Annotated in this window: 13 protein-coding genes; 11 read left to right on the plus strand and 2 right to left on the minus strand. The window is 71.0% G+C overall.

Translation table 11 applies throughout. The annotated features are described in order from the left end of the window. The first annotated feature begins 80 nt into the window (after positions 1–80). The 11 genes from KLI87_RS27285 to KLI87_RS27335 all read left to right on the plus strand — a co-directional run bounded on the left by KLI87_RS27285 (position 81) and on the right by KLI87_RS27335 (position 12389). The gene (locus KLI87_RS27285; protein WP_214619236.1) at positions 81–1046 is read left to right on the plus strand and encodes a tRNA (adenine-N1)-methyltransferase; all 966 of its coding nucleotides are present in this window, start codon (positions 81–83) and stop codon (positions 1044–1046) included. Between the two features lie 316 nt (positions 1047–1362). Then, positions 1363–3126: a proteasome ATPase gene (gene arc, locus KLI87_RS27290; protein WP_214619237.1), complete on the plus strand. Its 1764-nt coding sequence runs from the start codon at positions 1363–1365 to the stop codon at positions 3124–3126. A gap of 229 nt (positions 3127–3355) precedes the next feature. Then, complete coding sequence (dop, locus tag KLI87_RS27295; protein ID WP_173390762.1) at positions 3356–4873, plus strand: depupylase/deamidase Dop; 1518 nt, start codon at positions 3356–3358, stop codon at positions 4871–4873. Positions 4874–5164: 291 nt separating this feature from the next. Beyond that, positions 5165–5374 (plus strand): ubiquitin-like protein Pup, encoded by a 210-nt coding sequence (locus KLI87_RS27300; RefSeq protein WP_214619238.1) that lies wholly within the window; start codon positions 5165–5167, stop codon positions 5372–5374. Positions 5375–5805: 431 nt separating this feature from the next. Then, positions 5806–6669: an endonuclease VII domain-containing protein gene (locus tag KLI87_RS27305; RefSeq protein WP_214619239.1), complete on the plus strand. Its 864-nt coding sequence runs from the start codon at positions 5806–5808 to the stop codon at positions 6667–6669. A 150-nt stretch (positions 6670–6819) separates the two neighbouring features. Next, positions 6820–7686: a proteasome subunit beta gene (prcB, locus tag KLI87_RS27310; RefSeq protein WP_214619240.1), complete on the plus strand. Its 867-nt coding sequence runs from the start codon at positions 6820–6822 to the stop codon at positions 7684–7686. A 21-nt stretch (positions 7687–7707) separates the two neighbouring features. Then, complete coding sequence (prcA, locus tag KLI87_RS27315) at positions 7708–8472, plus strand: proteasome subunit alpha (RefSeq protein ID WP_214619635.1); 765 nt, start codon at positions 7708–7710, stop codon at positions 8470–8472. Between the two features lie 206 nt (positions 8473–8678). Further along, positions 8679–10037 (plus strand): Pup--protein ligase, encoded by a 1359-nt coding sequence (gene pafA / locus KLI87_RS27320; RefSeq protein WP_214619241.1) that lies wholly within the window; start codon positions 8679–8681, stop codon positions 10035–10037. Positions 10038–10136: 99 nt separating this feature from the next. Continuing rightward, a complete protein-coding gene (locus tag KLI87_RS27325; protein ID WP_214619242.1) occupies positions 10137–11066 on the plus strand; it encodes an FKBP-type peptidyl-prolyl cis-trans isomerase in 930 nt (309 codons plus the stop codon). Positions 11067–11155: 89 nt separating this feature from the next. Beyond that, a complete protein-coding gene (locus tag KLI87_RS27330; protein ID WP_214619243.1) occupies positions 11156–11821 on the plus strand; it encodes a metalloregulator ArsR/SmtB family transcription factor in 666 nt (221 codons plus the stop codon). 31 nt (positions 11822–11852) lie between these two features. Next, entirely contained in the window at positions 11853–12389 is a 537-nt protein-coding gene (locus KLI87_RS27335) for a DUF3291 domain-containing protein (RefSeq protein WP_214619244.1), read from the plus strand. 17 nt (positions 12390–12406) lie between these two features. Here KLI87_RS27335 and KLI87_RS27340 read toward each other — a convergent pair whose 3' ends face one another. Further along, positions 12407–12871 carry a PASTA domain-containing protein gene (locus KLI87_RS27340; RefSeq protein WP_214619245.1) on the minus strand — a complete coding sequence of 155 codons (465 nt, stop codon included), beginning with the start codon at positions 12869–12871 and terminating at the stop codon, positions 12407–12409. 149 nt (positions 12872–13020) lie between these two features. Continuing rightward, positions 13021–14103 (minus strand): DUF3866 family protein, encoded by a 1083-nt coding sequence (locus KLI87_RS27345; protein WP_214619246.1) that lies wholly within the window; start codon positions 14101–14103, stop codon positions 13021–13023. Positions 14104–14177 lie beyond the last annotated feature (74 nt).

A 14177-nucleotide genomic window follows, 5' to 3' on the forward strand; every position in this document is an offset into this window, starting at 1 on the left:
GGCCTCCCTCCACCGGCCCCGCCCGACCGGCCCCGCGACCCGGCCCGAGTCGTGTTCGCCCAGCTATAACCTTGACCACCATGAGCGAACCCCAGCCGAGCCCCCCGTCCACCGGCCGCATCCCCCACGGCCCGTTCCGCCCCGGCGACCAGGTTCAGCTCACCGACCCCAAGGGCCGCATCAACACCATCACCCTCCAGCCCGGCAAGCTCTACCACTCCCACAAGGGCTCCGTCCCCCACGACGACATCATCGGCAGCCCCGAGGGCAGCGTCTTCCGCTCCTCCGGCGGCACCGACTACCTCGCCTTCCGGCCGCTGCTCACCGACTTCGCCGTCCGCATGCCGCGCGGCGCCGCCGTCGTCTACCCCAAGGACGCCGCCCAGATCATCGCGATGGCCGACATCTTCCCCGGCGCCCGCGTCGTCGAGGCCGGGGCCGGGTCCGGCGCGCTCTCCTGCTTCCTGCTGCGCGCCGTCGGCGAGCACGGCCACCTGTCGTCCTACGAGCGGCGGCCCGACTTCGCCGACATCGCCCGCGCCAACGTCGAGAAGTTCTTCGGCGGCCCCCACCCCGCCTGGAGCCTCACCGTCGGCTCCCTTGAGGACGCCCTCACCGAGACCGAGGCCGACCGCGTCGTCCTCGACATGCTCGCCCCCTGGGAGACCCTCGACGCCGTCGCCAAGGCCCTCATCCCCGGCGGGCTCGTCTGCGCCTACATCGCCACCACCACCCAGATGTCGCGCGTCGTCGAGGACCTGCGCGCCCACGGCGCCTTCGCCGAGCCCTACGCCTTCGAGACGCTCCTGCGCTCCTGGCACGTCGACGGGCTCGCCGTCCGCCCCGACCACCGCATGGTCGGCCACACCGGCTTCCTGGTGACCGCCCGCCGCCTCGCCGACGGCGTCACCCCGCCCCCGCGCCGCCGCCGCCCCGCCAAGGGCGCCCACCCGGCCCCGCCCGCGACCGACCGCGCCGCCGCGACACGGGCCCCCGCCGAGCCGCCGGCGGACCCCGCCACGCCGGACGGCGACACCGAGTCGTAGATCACATTCCGGGACCGATCGCCCCCGCGGACCGCGTCGCGCTCCGTGACTGGAACGGGCCAAACCACCGCCGCCGACCCGGCCCAGGCCCGCCCCCGCACCCGCGGACGCGCCGACGTCCCACGCCGAGACCAGCGAAATCCCTCAGCCCCGCGGCCCCCGCCCGGCAGCAAGATCGCGCAGGCCACCGCCACCCCCCGCACACATCCGGAACCCCCCGAACGACACGACTACCGAAAGGGCAGGTTACGGAAGCCCTCCAGATAGGTAGGGTCTCAGTAGGTCGTCGGCTCTCTTCGTGAGGAGGTGACGGGGCGTGGCCGCTCGTGACGATGCTGGGGCGCGCAGGGCGCAGCACGACAAGGAGGTCAGGGACCTCCAGACGCAGGTGTCCTTCCTGGAGGAGGAGATCTCCGTGCTGCGCCGCAAGCTCGCGGAATCCCCGCGCCAAGTACGTGTACTTGAAGAACGCCTCCATGAGGCACAGGCCAACCTGGCCGCCGTAACCGGACAGAACGAGCGACTCGTAGCGACCCTCAAAGAGGCTCGCGAACAGATCGTCGCGCTCAAGGAGGAGGTCGACAGGCTCGCGCAACCACCCTCCGGATTCGGAGTCTTCCTTGAGGCCCGCGACGATGGAACGGTCGACATCTTCACCGGCGGACGCAAGCTGCGCGTGAACGTCAGCCCCGCCGTCGAGATCGACGAACTCCAGCGCGGCCAGGAGGTCATGCTCAACGAGGCCCTCAACGTCGTCGAGGCCCTCGCCTTCGAGGAGCAGGGCGAGGTCGTCATGCTCAAGGAGATCTTCGAGGACGGCGAACGCGCCCTCGTCATCGCGCACGCCGACGAGGAACGCGTCATCAAGCTCGCCGAGCCGCTGCGCGGGGTCCCGCTGCGCGCGGGCGACTCGCTCATGCTGGAGACCCGCTCCGGGTACGCCTACGAGAAGATCCACAAGGCCGAGGTCGAGGAACTCGTCCTCGAAGAGGTCCCCGACATCTCCTACGACGAGATCGGCGGCCTCGGATCGCAGATCGAGCTGATCCGCGACGCGGTCGAACTGCCCTACCTGCACGCCGACCTCTTCCGCGAACACCAGCTCAGGCCGCCCAAGGGCGTCCTGCTCTACGGTCCCCCCGGCTGCGGGAAGACCCTCATCGCCAAGGCCGTCGCCAACTCGCTGGCCAAACAGGTCGCCGAGAAGACCGGCCAGGAGGGCAAGAGCTTCTTCCTCAACATCAAGGGCCCCGAACTCCTCAACAAGTACGTCGGCGAGACCGAGCGGCACATCCGCCTCGTCTTCCAGCGGGCCCGGGAGAAGGCGTCCGCCGGAACCCCCGTCATCGTGTTCTTCGACGAGATGGACTCCATCTTCCGCACCCGCGGATCCGGGGTCTCCTCCGACGTAGAGAACACCATCGTCCCGCAGCTGCTCAGCGAGATCGACGGGGTCGAGGGCCTGGAGAACGTCATCGTCATCGGCGCCTCCAACCGCGAGGACATGATCGACCCCGCGATCCTGCGGCCCGGACGGCTCGACGTGAAGATCAAGATCGAGCGGCCCGACGCCGAGGCGGCCAAGGACATCTTCTCCAAGTACATCCTCACCGGCCTCCCGCTGCACCCCGACGACGTCAAGGAGCACGGCGGCTCCGAGGACGTCACCGTCGAGGCGATGATCCAGCGGGTCGTCGAGCGGATGTACACCGAGAGCGACGAGAACCGCTTCCTGGAGGTCACCTACGCCAACGGTGACAAGGAGGTCCTGTTCTTCAAGGACTTCAACTCCGGGGCGATGATCCAGAACATCGTCGACCGCGCGAAGAAGATGGCCATCAAGCAGTTCCTCGACACCGGCCAGAAGGGCATGCGGGTCAACCACCTCCTCGCCGCCTGCGTCGACGAGTTCAGCGAGAACGAGGACCTCCCCAACACCACCAACCCCGACGACTGGGCCCGCATCTCCGGCAAGAAGGGGGAGCGGATCGTCTACATCCGCACCCTCGTCTCCGGGACCAAGGGCGCCGAGGCCGGCCGGTCCATCGACACCGTCGCCAACACCGGCCAGTACCTCTGACCCACCGACGGCACAGCACCGACAGCGACACGCGCGGCGGCCACCCCACCCGGGGAGGCCGCCGCGCCCTTATCACCGGAGACGACCCCATCACCCCGCCACACCACACCCGCCCGCGCCCCCACGCCCGGCACGCCGACCGCCCCCGGCGCACCGCCCCCGGCCCGACACCCGCCCCGCCGGAGGAGCCCCATGGCTCCACCCCCGCCGCCCCGATAGGCTCGACGATATGAGTGTTCGGCGCGTGATGGGCATCGAGACCGAGTACGGCATCTCCGTACCCGGCCAACCAGGGGCCAACGCGATGGTGACCTCCTCCCAGGTCGTCAACGCCTACCTCGCGGCGTCCGCCGCGCGCGCCCGCAGAGCCCGATGGGACTTCGAGGAGGAGAACCCCCTCCGCGACGCGCGCGGCTTCGACCTCGCCCGCGAGGTCGCCGACCCCACCCAGCTCACCGACGAGGACCTCGGCCTCGCCAACGTCATCCTCACCAACGGCGCGCGGCTCTACGTCGACCACGCCCACCCCGAGTACTCCGCACCCGAGTGCACCAACCCCCTCGACGCCGTCATCTGGGACAAAGCGGGCGAACGCGTCATGGCCGACGCCGCCGCCCGCGCCGCCCTCGTCCCCGGCACCCACCCCATCCAGCTCTACAAGAACAACACCGACAACAAGGGCGCCTCCTACGGCTGCCATGAGAACTACCTCATGAAGCGCGAGACGCCCTTCGCCGACATCGTCCGCCACCTCACCCCCTTCTTCGTCTCCCGCCAGGTCGTCTGCGGCGCCGGCCGCGTCGGCATCGGCGTCGACGGACGCGGCGACGGCTTCCAGATCAGCCAGCGCGCCGACTTCTTCGAGGTCGAGGTCGGCCTGGAGACCACGCTCAAGCGCCCCATCATCAACACCCGCGACGAACCCCACGCCGACCCCGAGAAGTACCGGCGGCTGCACGTGATCATCGGCGACGCCAACATGGCCGAGGTCTCCACCTACCTCAAGCTCGGCACCACCGCGCTCGTCCTCGCCATGATCGAGGACGGGTTCCTCACCGTCGACCTGTCCGTCGACATGCCGGTCGCCGCGCTGCGGGCCGTCTCCCACGACCCGTCCTGCAAGCACCTGCTCACCCTGCGGGACGGCCGCAAGATGACCGCCGTCCAGCTCCAGATGGAATACCTGGAGCAGTCCCGCAAATACGTCGAGGACCGCTTCGGCGCCGACGTCGACGACATGACCAACGACGTCCTCGACCGCTGGGAATCGGTCCTGCACCGCCTCGGCGACGACCCCATGCAGCTCTCCCGCGAACTCGACTGGGTCGCCAAGCTCGAACTCCTGGAGGGCTACCGCAGCCGCGACGGCCTGGACTGGTCGCACCCGCGCCTCCAGCTCGTCGACCTCCAGTACACCGACATCCGCCCCGACAAGGGCCTGTACAACCGCCTGGTCGCCCGCGACCGCATCGAACGCGTCGTCACCGAGGCCCAGGTCGAATCCGCCATCGAGGACCCGCCCGAGGACACCCGCGCCTACTTCCGCGGCCGCTGCCTGCGCCAGTACGCCGAGTCCGTCGCCGCCGCCTCCTGGGACTCCGTCATCTTCGACGTCCCCGGCCGCGAGTCCCTCCAGCGCGTCCCCACCCTGGAGCCGCTGCGCGGCACCAAGCAGCACGTGGGCGCCCTCCTGGACAGCTGCCGCACCGCCGCGGACCTCGTGGCCACCCTGACCGGCCAGAGCTGACTCAGGGCCTCCTCCGGACGTCCCGGCCCCCGCACGCCGCCAGGCGCGCGGGGGCCGCCGCCTACCGGCCACCCTTTGGATAGCGTCACTATCGAAGTCGAACTAGCGTCCTGACCTGCGGTTACGCTCGCTGTCTCGGTTTCGTGACCGCTATGCCCGTTTCATTGTCCGGTGGACGGGCGATAACCGGATCAGGCCCGGCACCCTCGTGGCGCGCGGCGGATCCACGGGTCCGCTGAGCGCCGAAGATCGGAGATAGGGTTGGGGGTACCGGCAGAGCGGAGGTACGGAATGGCCACGAAGGACACCGGCGGTCAGAAGCAGACCACCCGGCGCACGGAAGAGGTCGAGGAGACCGAGGCCACGACGACCGAGGACGTCCAGGAGCGCAACGAAAAACTCACCGACGACGTCGACGCAATTCTCGATGAAATTGACGAAGTTCTCGAAGAAAATGCGGAGGAGTTTGTCCGTGCTTATATTCAAAAAGGCGGACAATAGGCATTATGTCCGAATGAATCGGACATAATGCCTGGCTCCTCATATCCCTTCAAACTTAATTCGCGGTCCTCGTCGTAAAGGGCTGCCAAAGGCGTGGGTAGGGCGGTAAAGTCCTGCCCATGTCTCATAAGCGATGCCGAGATTGTGGTCGAACAAAGACGGCCGCAGAGTTCACGAAACAAAAGGCGTCTCCCGACGGCCTGGCGCCCTACTGCAAAGAGTGCTTCGCCCTCCGGCGTGCGGCCTCGTACAGGAAGCGGCGGGCGCGCGAGGGTAGGAGCGTCAGGCCCTTCAAGCTGTACGACACGGTTCCGGAGGGCATGAAGTACTGTCCGCGGTGCGAAAAAGTGCAACCGGTCGACGCGTTCGGAAAGAACCGCGCGGCCGCGTCCGGTCTGACGACCTACTGCCGTCCTTGCCACAACAAAGTGATGGCCGAGCAGAGGGACCGTTTGTACGGCGGCGGGCGCAACTACCAGTTGAGGTTGCGCTACGGCCTCAGCGCGGAGCGGGTGGATCAGATGATCGCCGGGCAGGGCGGGGTCTGCGTGATCTGCCTTCGCGCCGAGGCGAAGCACGTCGACCACAACCATCTCACGGGCGTCGTCCGGGGCATCCTGTGCTTCAGGTGCAACGGCGCACTCGGCCAGTTCCACGAAGACCCGCGCTGCCTGGGTGATGCCGCGGAGTATCTGGAATACCGAGGCTCCCACGCGCGGCGACTGGAGATCGTCCTCGGCAAGACCGTCTACGAGGGGCGTGCCCGCCTGGACGGAGCCTCTTGGCCGAGGCGGCGGCAGGTGCCCGGTTCGGCCCGGGAGGGCCACCTCATTCGGAAGTACGGCCTCGACGAGAAGGACGTTCAGCGGCTTCTCGGGCTTCAGGGCGGGTTGTGCGCCGTCTGCTGGGACGTCCCGGCCGAGCATGTCGACCATGACCACGCGACCGGCGCCGTGCGCGGCATGGCGTGCGGCGGCTGCAACACCGGAATGGGTCAACTGGACGACGATCCGGTCTCGCTCCGCCGCGCGGCGGACTACCTGCTGGGCCGGTTGGTGACGAGCGTCCCCGCGGCGGGCGGGGGAACGCGCCTGTCGTTCACGGTTCCGGACGTCGATCCGGCGACCGTGCCCCTGGACGGCTGGGCGTCGCACCGCGAGGCGGACGGGCGGCATCGCTCCCGCGTGTGGAGGGTCGATGACGATCACGAGGGCCCGACGTGGCTCACGCTGGGGCTGGAGCGGCTCCTGGGCTCCTACAAGGCGATGGCCGAGGAGCGCATGGCCTCACGGTGACGTCCGCGCCCGCCCTGTCTCCCGGGACTCCCGGCGGTGTTCGGGTTCGCCGTGGGCTGATCGGCCGGGGAGGCCGTGGCATGCGGTGGACGAGGGTTGAACAGTAGGGTCGTGTTGTCCGCGCCGGTGGGGTTGAGGGAATCCGGCGCCATGACGGAGGAAGGGAGTCGCGTGGCGGCCCACGATTCGCAGACCGGGCGCCTGCCGGGGTTGTTCTCCAGCCCGGGCACGTCCTCGTTCACGGAGTTCCTGGGGGCGTACTCTCCGGAGACGCTGCCCGGCAGAGGGACCCTTCCGGCGTCGTCGCCGGGGGACGATATCCCGCATGGCACGACGATCGTCGCGGTGGGCTTTCCCGGCGGGGTGGTGATGGCGGGGGACCGGCGCGCGACGGCGGGGAACGTGATCGCGCAGCGCGACATCGAGAAGGTGTTCCGCGCGGACGAGTTCTCGGCGATCGCGATCGCGGGCACGGCGGGCATCGGCATCGAGATGGTGCGGTTGTTCCAGGTGGAGCTGGAGCACTACGAGAAGCGTGAGGGCCGGACGCTGTCGGTGGAGGGGAAGGCGAACCGGCTGGCGACGATGGTGCGGCAGAACCTGGGGATGGCGATGCAGGGGCTGGCGGTGGTGCCGCTGTTCGCCGGTTACGACGAGGAGCGCGACACGGGGCGGATCTTCTCCTACGACCCGGCGGGCGGCCGGTACGAGGAGCGGGACTTCTACTCGATCGGGTCGGGGTCGGTGTTCGCACGGGGTTCGCTGAAGAAGCTGTACCGGTCGGATCTGTCGGTGGACGACGCGGCGCTGGTGTGCGTCCAGGCGCTGTACGACGCGGCCGATGACGACTCGGCGACGGGCGGTCCGGACCTGGCGCGGGGGATCTTCCCGGTGGTCGCGGCGGTGACGTCGGACGGGTACCGCCGTCTCGCCGATGACGAGGTGGGCGCGGTGGCGCGGTCCGTGGTCGAGGAACGTTACGACTCGCCGGGCGGGCCGACCGCCCCGCTGCGATAGAAGGGATCCTGTCCGGTGTCCATGCCGTTCTACGTGTCGCCCGAGCAGCAGATGAAGGACAAGGCGGACTATGCGCGGAAGGGTATTTCGCGCGGCCGCAGTGTCGTGGTGCTGCAGTACGACGATGGCATCCTGTTCGTGGCGGACAATCCGTCGCGGGCGTTGCACAAGATCAGTGAGATCTACGACCGGATCGCGTTCGCGGCGGTGGGGAAGTACAACGAGTTCGAGAACCTGCGGTTGGGCGGTGTCCGCTACGCCGACATCAACGGGTACCAGTACGACCGCCGGGACGTGACGGCGCGGGGTCTGGCGAACGTGTACGCGCAGTCGCTGGGGACGATCTTCACGGAGACCAACAAGCCGTACGAGGTTGAGTTGGTGGTGGCGGAGGTCGGCGCGGACGCCGACACCGACCAGATCTACCGGTTGACCTTCGACGGGTCGGTCGCCGACGAGCACGGGTACGTGGCGATGGGCGGCCAGGCGGACGCGGTGGCGCAGGCGCTGAAGGACGGGTACGAGGAGGGCGCGTCGCTGGCCGGGGCGCTGCGGGTGGCGGTGCGGGCGCTGGAGGCGCAGGACTCCGAGCGCCGGTTGGAGGCGAAGTCGCTGGAGGTGGCGGTCCTGGACCGCAACCGCGAGCACCGTCTGTTCCGGCGGTTGACGGCGCGCCGGATCGAGGAGCTGCTGGGCGAGGAGGACTCGTCCGCGGCCTCGGACGCGGGCTCCGACGCGGGCTCGGACGCGACCCCGGACTCGCCGAGTAAGGCCGACGAGGACTGACCGGCGGCGGTGCCGAGGGGAGCCTCCCGGGCTCGATCGGCAGGTGGCGGGGCTGCCCGGGGCGGTTCCGTGCGCGGGTGTGGGCCCGTCGCGGCGGGGTGGCCGAGGCCGCCCGGCCCGCGGCGGGTTCTCGCGTTGTGGCGGGTGTTGGAAACGGTGCGCGGGAGAGACTGCCAAGTCGGGGCACGGCCGCATAGGGTCGGGGTGTGGACAGGCGTATTTTCGGGCTTGAGAACGAGTACGGCGTCACCTGCACCTTCCGCGGTCAGCGGCGGTTGTCACCCGATGAGGTGGCGCGCTACCTGTTCCGGCGGGTGGTGTCGTGGGGCCGGAGCAGCAATGTGTTCCTGCGGAACGGCGCGCGGCTTTACCTCGATGTCGGGAGTCACCCGGAGTACGCCACGCCGGAGTGCGACAGCGTCGTGGATCTGGTGACGCACGACAAGGCAGGGGAGCGGATCCTGGAGGGTCTGCTGGTGGACGCGGAGCGGCGGCTCCGTGAGGAGGGCATCGCCGGCGACATCTACCTGTTCAAGAATAACACCGACTCGGCGGGCAACTCGTACGGGTGTCATGAGAACTATCTGGTGGGGCGGCACGGGGAGTTCGGGCGGCTCGCGGACGTCCTGATCCCCTATCTGGTGACCCGGCAGATCATCTGCGGCGCCGGGAAGGTGCTGCAGACGCCCCGGGGCGCGGTGTACTGCGTGTCGCAGCGGGCGGAGCACATCTGGGAGGGCGTGTCGTCGGCGACGACGCGGTCGCGTCCGATCATCAACACCCGCGACGAGCCGCACGCCGACGCCGAGCGGTTCAGAAGGCTGCACGTGATCGTCGGTGACTCGAACATGAGCGAGACGACGATGCTGCTGAAGGTCGGGGCGACCGACCTGGTGCTGCGGATGATCGAGGCGGGCGTGGTGATGCGCGACCTGACGCTGGAGAACCCGATCCGGGCGATCCGGGAGGTCAGCCACGACATGACGGGGCGGCGGAAGGTGCGGCTGGCGAACGGCCGGGAGGCGAGTTCGCTGGAGATCCAGAAGGAGTACTTCGGGAAGGCGCGCGACTTCGTCGACGCCCGGGGCGGGGACGCGACGGCCAAGCGGGTGCTGGAGTTGTGGGAGCGGACGCTGCGGGCGGTGGAGACCGGCGACCTGGACCTGGTGTCGCGGGAGATCGACTGGGTGACGAAGTACAAGGTGATCGAGCGGTACCGGCGCAAGTACGACCTGCCGCTGTCGTCGCCGCGGGTGGCGCAGCTGGATCTGGCCTACCACGACGTGCACCGCGACCGGGGGCTGTACTACCTGCTGGAGAAGCGGGGCTCGGTCGAGCGGGTGTCGCGGGACCTGGACATCTTCGAGGCGAAGTCGGTGCCGCCGCAGACCACGCGGGCGCGGCTGCGCGGCGAGTTCATCCGCAAGGCGCAGGAGAAGCGGCGCGACTTCACCGTGGACTGGGTGCATCTGAAGTTGAACGACCAGGCGCAGCGGACGGTGCTGTGCAAGGACCCGTTCCGGTCGGTGGACGAGCGGGTCGACAAGCTCATCGCGGGGATGTAGCGGCTGGTCGGCGGGTCGTGGCCGACGGTCGGCAACCGGGGGGTCACGTGGGGGTAGGGTGAGCGCGCAGTAGCGCTCGCCGTCCCGTGAAGGACCAGTATGCGTCGTCGTCTCTCCGCCGTGCCCGTGGCCGCCGTGCTGGTCGTCCCGCTGGTGCTCGCCGCCGGGTGTTCGGACGGCGGGGGCGTGCGGGTGACGGTGCGGGGCGATTTCGGGCGGTTGCCGGATGTGTCGTTCCCGAAGGGTTCGCCGGGCGGGTCGCTGGCGGTGAAGCGGTTGTCGGCGGGCCGGGGCGTGGCGGCCCGCGAGGGCGACCTGGTGGTGGCCGACTACGTGGGGTACCGGTGGAGCGGGGGCGGGCGGAGGCTGCTGGCGAGCAGTTTCGCGTCGGGCCGTCCGGAGGCGTTCCCGACGTGGTCGGTGGTGCCGGGGCTGCGGAAGGCGTTCACGGGCGCGCGGGTGGGGTCGCGGGTGGTGGCGTCGATCCCGCCGAAGGACGGTTTCGGTGACCGGGGGAACGCGGCGCGGCAGATCGCCGCGGACGACACGCTCGTGTACGTCCTGGACGTGCGGGGCGTGTACCCGGGGTCGGCGGGCCCGCACGGGAGGCCGGAGGCGCCGCTGCGGGACGCGCGCTTGCCGCAGGTGGCGCCGGGTGGCGGCGCGCCGCGGGTGACGGTTCCGCGGGTGGCGGCGCCGAAGGACCTGCGGGTGCGGACGCTGGTGCGGGGCGACGGTCCGGCGGTCCGCAAGGGCCAGTTGCTGGCGGTGCAGTACGCGGGGTTCTTCTGGCGGGACGGGAGGGCGTTCAGCTCGTCGTGGTCGGCGGGGCATCCGAACGGGTTCATGATCGGGACCGGTCAGGTGATGCGGGGCTGGGACGAGGCGCTGATCGGGCAGCGGGTGGGGAGCCGGATGCTGCTGGTCGTCCCGCCGCGGCTCGGGTACGGGCCGAAGGGCCTGCCGCAGGCGGGTATCCAGGGGTCGGACACGCTGGTCTTCGTCGTCGACGTCCTCGGCGCGCACTGACGCGGGGATCCCGGGCGCCGGGTGGGCGTGCGCCGTGTGGGCGTGCGCCGCTTTCTATGTCACACCCTGGCTGTTCTTAGAATGGAGGGGTGGACGACATCGACACGATCGCGCTGCTGCAGGACGCGATGCGCAGGCGGCTCTACGAGTACGTGGCGGCTCAGGGCCGGGAGGTGGCGCGGAACGAGGCGGCGGAGGCCGTGGGCGTGGGCCGGACGCTGGCGGCGTTCCATCTGGACAAGCTCGCGGAGGCGGGCCTGCTGGAGGTGGCCAGCAGGCGGCTGACGGGCCGGTCGGGGCCGGGCGCGGGGCGTCCGGCGAAGGTGTACCGGCGGGCGGTGGCCGAGCGGGGCGTGTCGGTGCCGCCGCGGGACTACCGGACGGTGGCGGGCCTGCTGGCGGAGGTCGCGGACGCGGCGGGCCTGGACATGGAGGCGCAGGACGCGGCGCGGCGGCTGGGCCGGACGCTGCGCGGCGCGGGCGGGTCGTGCGGGGATCTGGACGCGGTCCGCGAGGTGCTGGCGGCGCGCGGTTACGAGCCGGTGGTGGAGGGGGAGGGCGCCGAGGCGGTGCTGCGCATGCGGAACTGCCCCTTCCACGTGGTCGCGGAGCGGTTCCCGCCGCTGGTGTGCGGGATGAACCTGGCGATGATGGAGGGCCTGGTCGAGGGGTCCGAGGGCGTGGGCGTCCGGATGGACCCGCGTCCGGGGTGGTGCTGCGTGGCGGCCGACCACTCTAAAAACAATCGCGATTGACATAGAGATGGGGGCGTGGTGAGGTGGGCCCATGACCGATGACGCCCGTACCTCCGAGCCCTCCGCCGCCCTCCCGAGCGAACCGGCCCGCCACCACATCGCCCAGTTCAACGTCGGGACCATCAGGTTCCCGCTGGACGAACCGGAGATGGCGGACTTCGTCGCGCAACTGGAGCCGGTCAACGCCCTCGCCGACGGCACGCCCGGATTCGTGTGGCGGCTCGTCGAGGAGGGCGAGGGCGACGCGACCCGCATGCGCCCGGCGGGTGCCGACGTGGTCGTGAACTACTCGGTGTGGGAGAGCATGGAGGCGCTGTGGGACTTCGTCTACCGCAGCCCGCACCTGGACACGATGCGGCGCCGCAGGGAGTGGTTCCAGCGCCACATGGAGTCCCACCTCGTCATGTGGTGGATCCCCGCCGGGTACATCCCGACCGTGGAGGAGGCCCTAGAGCGCCTTGCCCTGCTCCGCGAGCACGGCCCGTCGCCCCGCGCGTTCACGTTCAGCACGTCCTACACGGCGGCGGAGGCCGAGGCGCTCCGGACGGCCCCGTCCCTAGGGCGATAGCCCAGGGGCGCGGTGGGTCATTCGCCGATCTTCTTGCTGTAGAGGGTGATCGTGGTGTCGGGGGCGACGCGCTCGCCCGGGGCCGGGGACTGGCGGACGACGACCCAGTTCCGGTCCCACAGCAGGAGCCGCCCCCGCCCGGTCGCGTCCTTCTCGCGGAGCATGTGGAGCCCGGCCGCCTGCATCTCGTTCTGCGCGGTCTGGTGGTTGTGCCCGACGACGCGGGGGACCCGGATGAGCTGGGGCGCCCTCGGCTTGGCCGTCGTCGGCTTGGCCGTCGTCGGCGGCTGGGCCGTCGGGGGCGTCGGCCTGGGCGTCCCGGCCGCGCGTGAGGCCGTGGTGGGCGCGGCGGTCGCGCTCTCGCTCGGCTTCGCCGAGCCCGCCGAGCCCGCCGAGCCCGCTGAGCCCGCGGGGTCGGCGGTGCCGCAGGCGGTGAGGACGGCGGCGGCGAGCAGGCCGGCGGTGATGACGGTGCAGCGCATGGTGTCCGTTCACTGGCTGGTGTCCCCGGCGCGGGGCGGCCGGGGCGGCTCGTACGGAGGGCGCTGGTGGGACGTGCCGCGTGCACGCGGCGTTCACCTGCCGGAGCGTTCTGTCACGATCCGGCCATCCGCCGCCGGCGGCGGGCGGGTCAGGCGAGGAGGGCGGCGGTGTGGCGGCCCGCCGCGGCGGCGGTGAGGAAGTAGGGGAGGTCCTCGTCCAGGCGGCGGCCCATGGTGGACAGGCGGACGCCCCACTCCTTCTCGGCGGCGCGCAGGATCTCGTGCAGGCCGTCCACCGGGACGGGGACGAGGGTGTGGCGCTCGCCCAGGGGCGCGGCGTCCGCCGCGACACGGGCGCCGAACGGGCCGCCGAGCTCGGGGACGGGGACGTCGGCGCGGGCGAGCGCGACGCGGCCGTAGGCGGTGAGGGAGTGGTGGGAGACGCCGACGTGGCGCTCGCGCTTGTCGCCCTCGCTGACCCGCAGCGACGCGACCGGGCGGCCGCGCAGGACCGACGCCGCGTTGACGGCCTCCCCGGCCGACACCCCGGAGAACCCCCAGCGGGTGCCGGTGCCGAGGTTGCCGGGGCCCTGCGCGAGGACGACGGCGTCGGCGCCGAGGACGAGCCGCGCGGCCAGCAGGCCGGTGTGGACGGTGACGGCCTCCAGGTCGCCGCCGAACGCCTGGCCGACGGTGACGGTCGCGGCGAGCGCGCCCGCGTCCTTGAGCCGGGCGATCGACATGGAGAACCAGGACGGCAGCGCGCCGCCGTCCGGCATGACGTACACCACGCGGGCGCCGGGGCGGTCGGCGAGGAGCCCGGCGAGGATCGGCGGGAGCGCCGAGTGGAGGTCGGCGACGACGACGGGGGCGCCGCCGAGGGAGTCGGCGTCGCGCAGGACGTCGTGGTGGGGGGAGTCCTGCTCGTCGGCGCCGAGGACGGTGGCCTGGAGCGGGGTGTAGCGGGCCTTGACGAGGTGGCCCGGGCCGGACGGGTCGGGCGGCAGCCGGTCGGGGATCGCGACGACCATCGCGTAGCCGCCGGTGCCGAGGCCCATCGCCAGCGCGGTGGTGTTGAGCAGGACGGTGTCGCCGGGCTCGGGGCGTCCGACGAGGGCGGGGTAGGCGAGCGCCCGGCGGGGGCCGTCGCCCGCGACGTCGACGTCCAGTTCGACCGCGCCCGGCCATTCGCGGCGGACGCCCTGCACGGTTCCTCTGCGCCATCGGATCACACCGCAGACCGTAGCGGAGCCGGACCCGTCCGGCGCCGGATCGGCGGAGGTCACCGGAGGGGCTCCGGAGGAGG

Origin of the sequence: Actinomadura sp. NEAU-AAG7, assembly GCF_018603865.1 — a bacterium.
GTDB classification, from domain to species: Bacteria; Actinomycetota; Actinomycetes; order Streptosporangiales; family Streptosporangiaceae; genus Spirillospora; species Spirillospora litoris.

What these genes read in the sequence shown, in the direction of transcription:
- KLI87_RS27285 (WP_214619236.1), top strand. Translation starts at nt 81, where the DNA reads ATGAGCGAACCCCAGCCGAGCCCCCCGTCCACCGGCCGCATCCCCCAC.
- dop (WP_173390762.1), top strand. Translation starts at nt 3,356, where the DNA reads ATGAGTGTTCGGCGCGTGATGGGCATCGAGACCGAGTACGGCATCTCC.
- KLI87_RS27300 (WP_214619238.1), top strand. Translation starts at nt 5,165, where the DNA reads ATGGCCACGAAGGACACCGGCGGTCAGAAGCAGACCACCCGGCGCACG.
- KLI87_RS27305 (WP_214619239.1), top strand. Translation starts at nt 5,806, where the DNA reads ATGGCCGAGCAGAGGGACCGTTTGTACGGCGGCGGGCGCAACTACCAG.
- prcB (WP_214619240.1), top strand. Translation starts at nt 6,820, where the DNA reads ATGACGGAGGAAGGGAGTCGCGTGGCGGCCCACGATTCGCAGACCGGG.
- prcA (WP_214619635.1), top strand. Translation starts at nt 7,708, where the DNA reads ATGCCGTTCTACGTGTCGCCCGAGCAGCAGATGAAGGACAAGGCGGAC.
- KLI87_RS27325 (WP_214619242.1), top strand. Translation starts at nt 10,137, where the DNA reads ATGCGTCGTCGTCTCTCCGCCGTGCCCGTGGCCGCCGTGCTGGTCGTC.
- KLI87_RS27335 (WP_214619244.1), top strand. Translation starts at nt 11,853, where the DNA reads ATGACCGATGACGCCCGTACCTCCGAGCCCTCCGCCGCCCTCCCGAGC.
- KLI87_RS27340 (WP_214619245.1), bottom strand. Translation starts at nt 12,871, where the DNA reads ATGCGCTGCACCGTCATCACCGCCGGCCTGCTCGCCGCCGCCGTCCTC.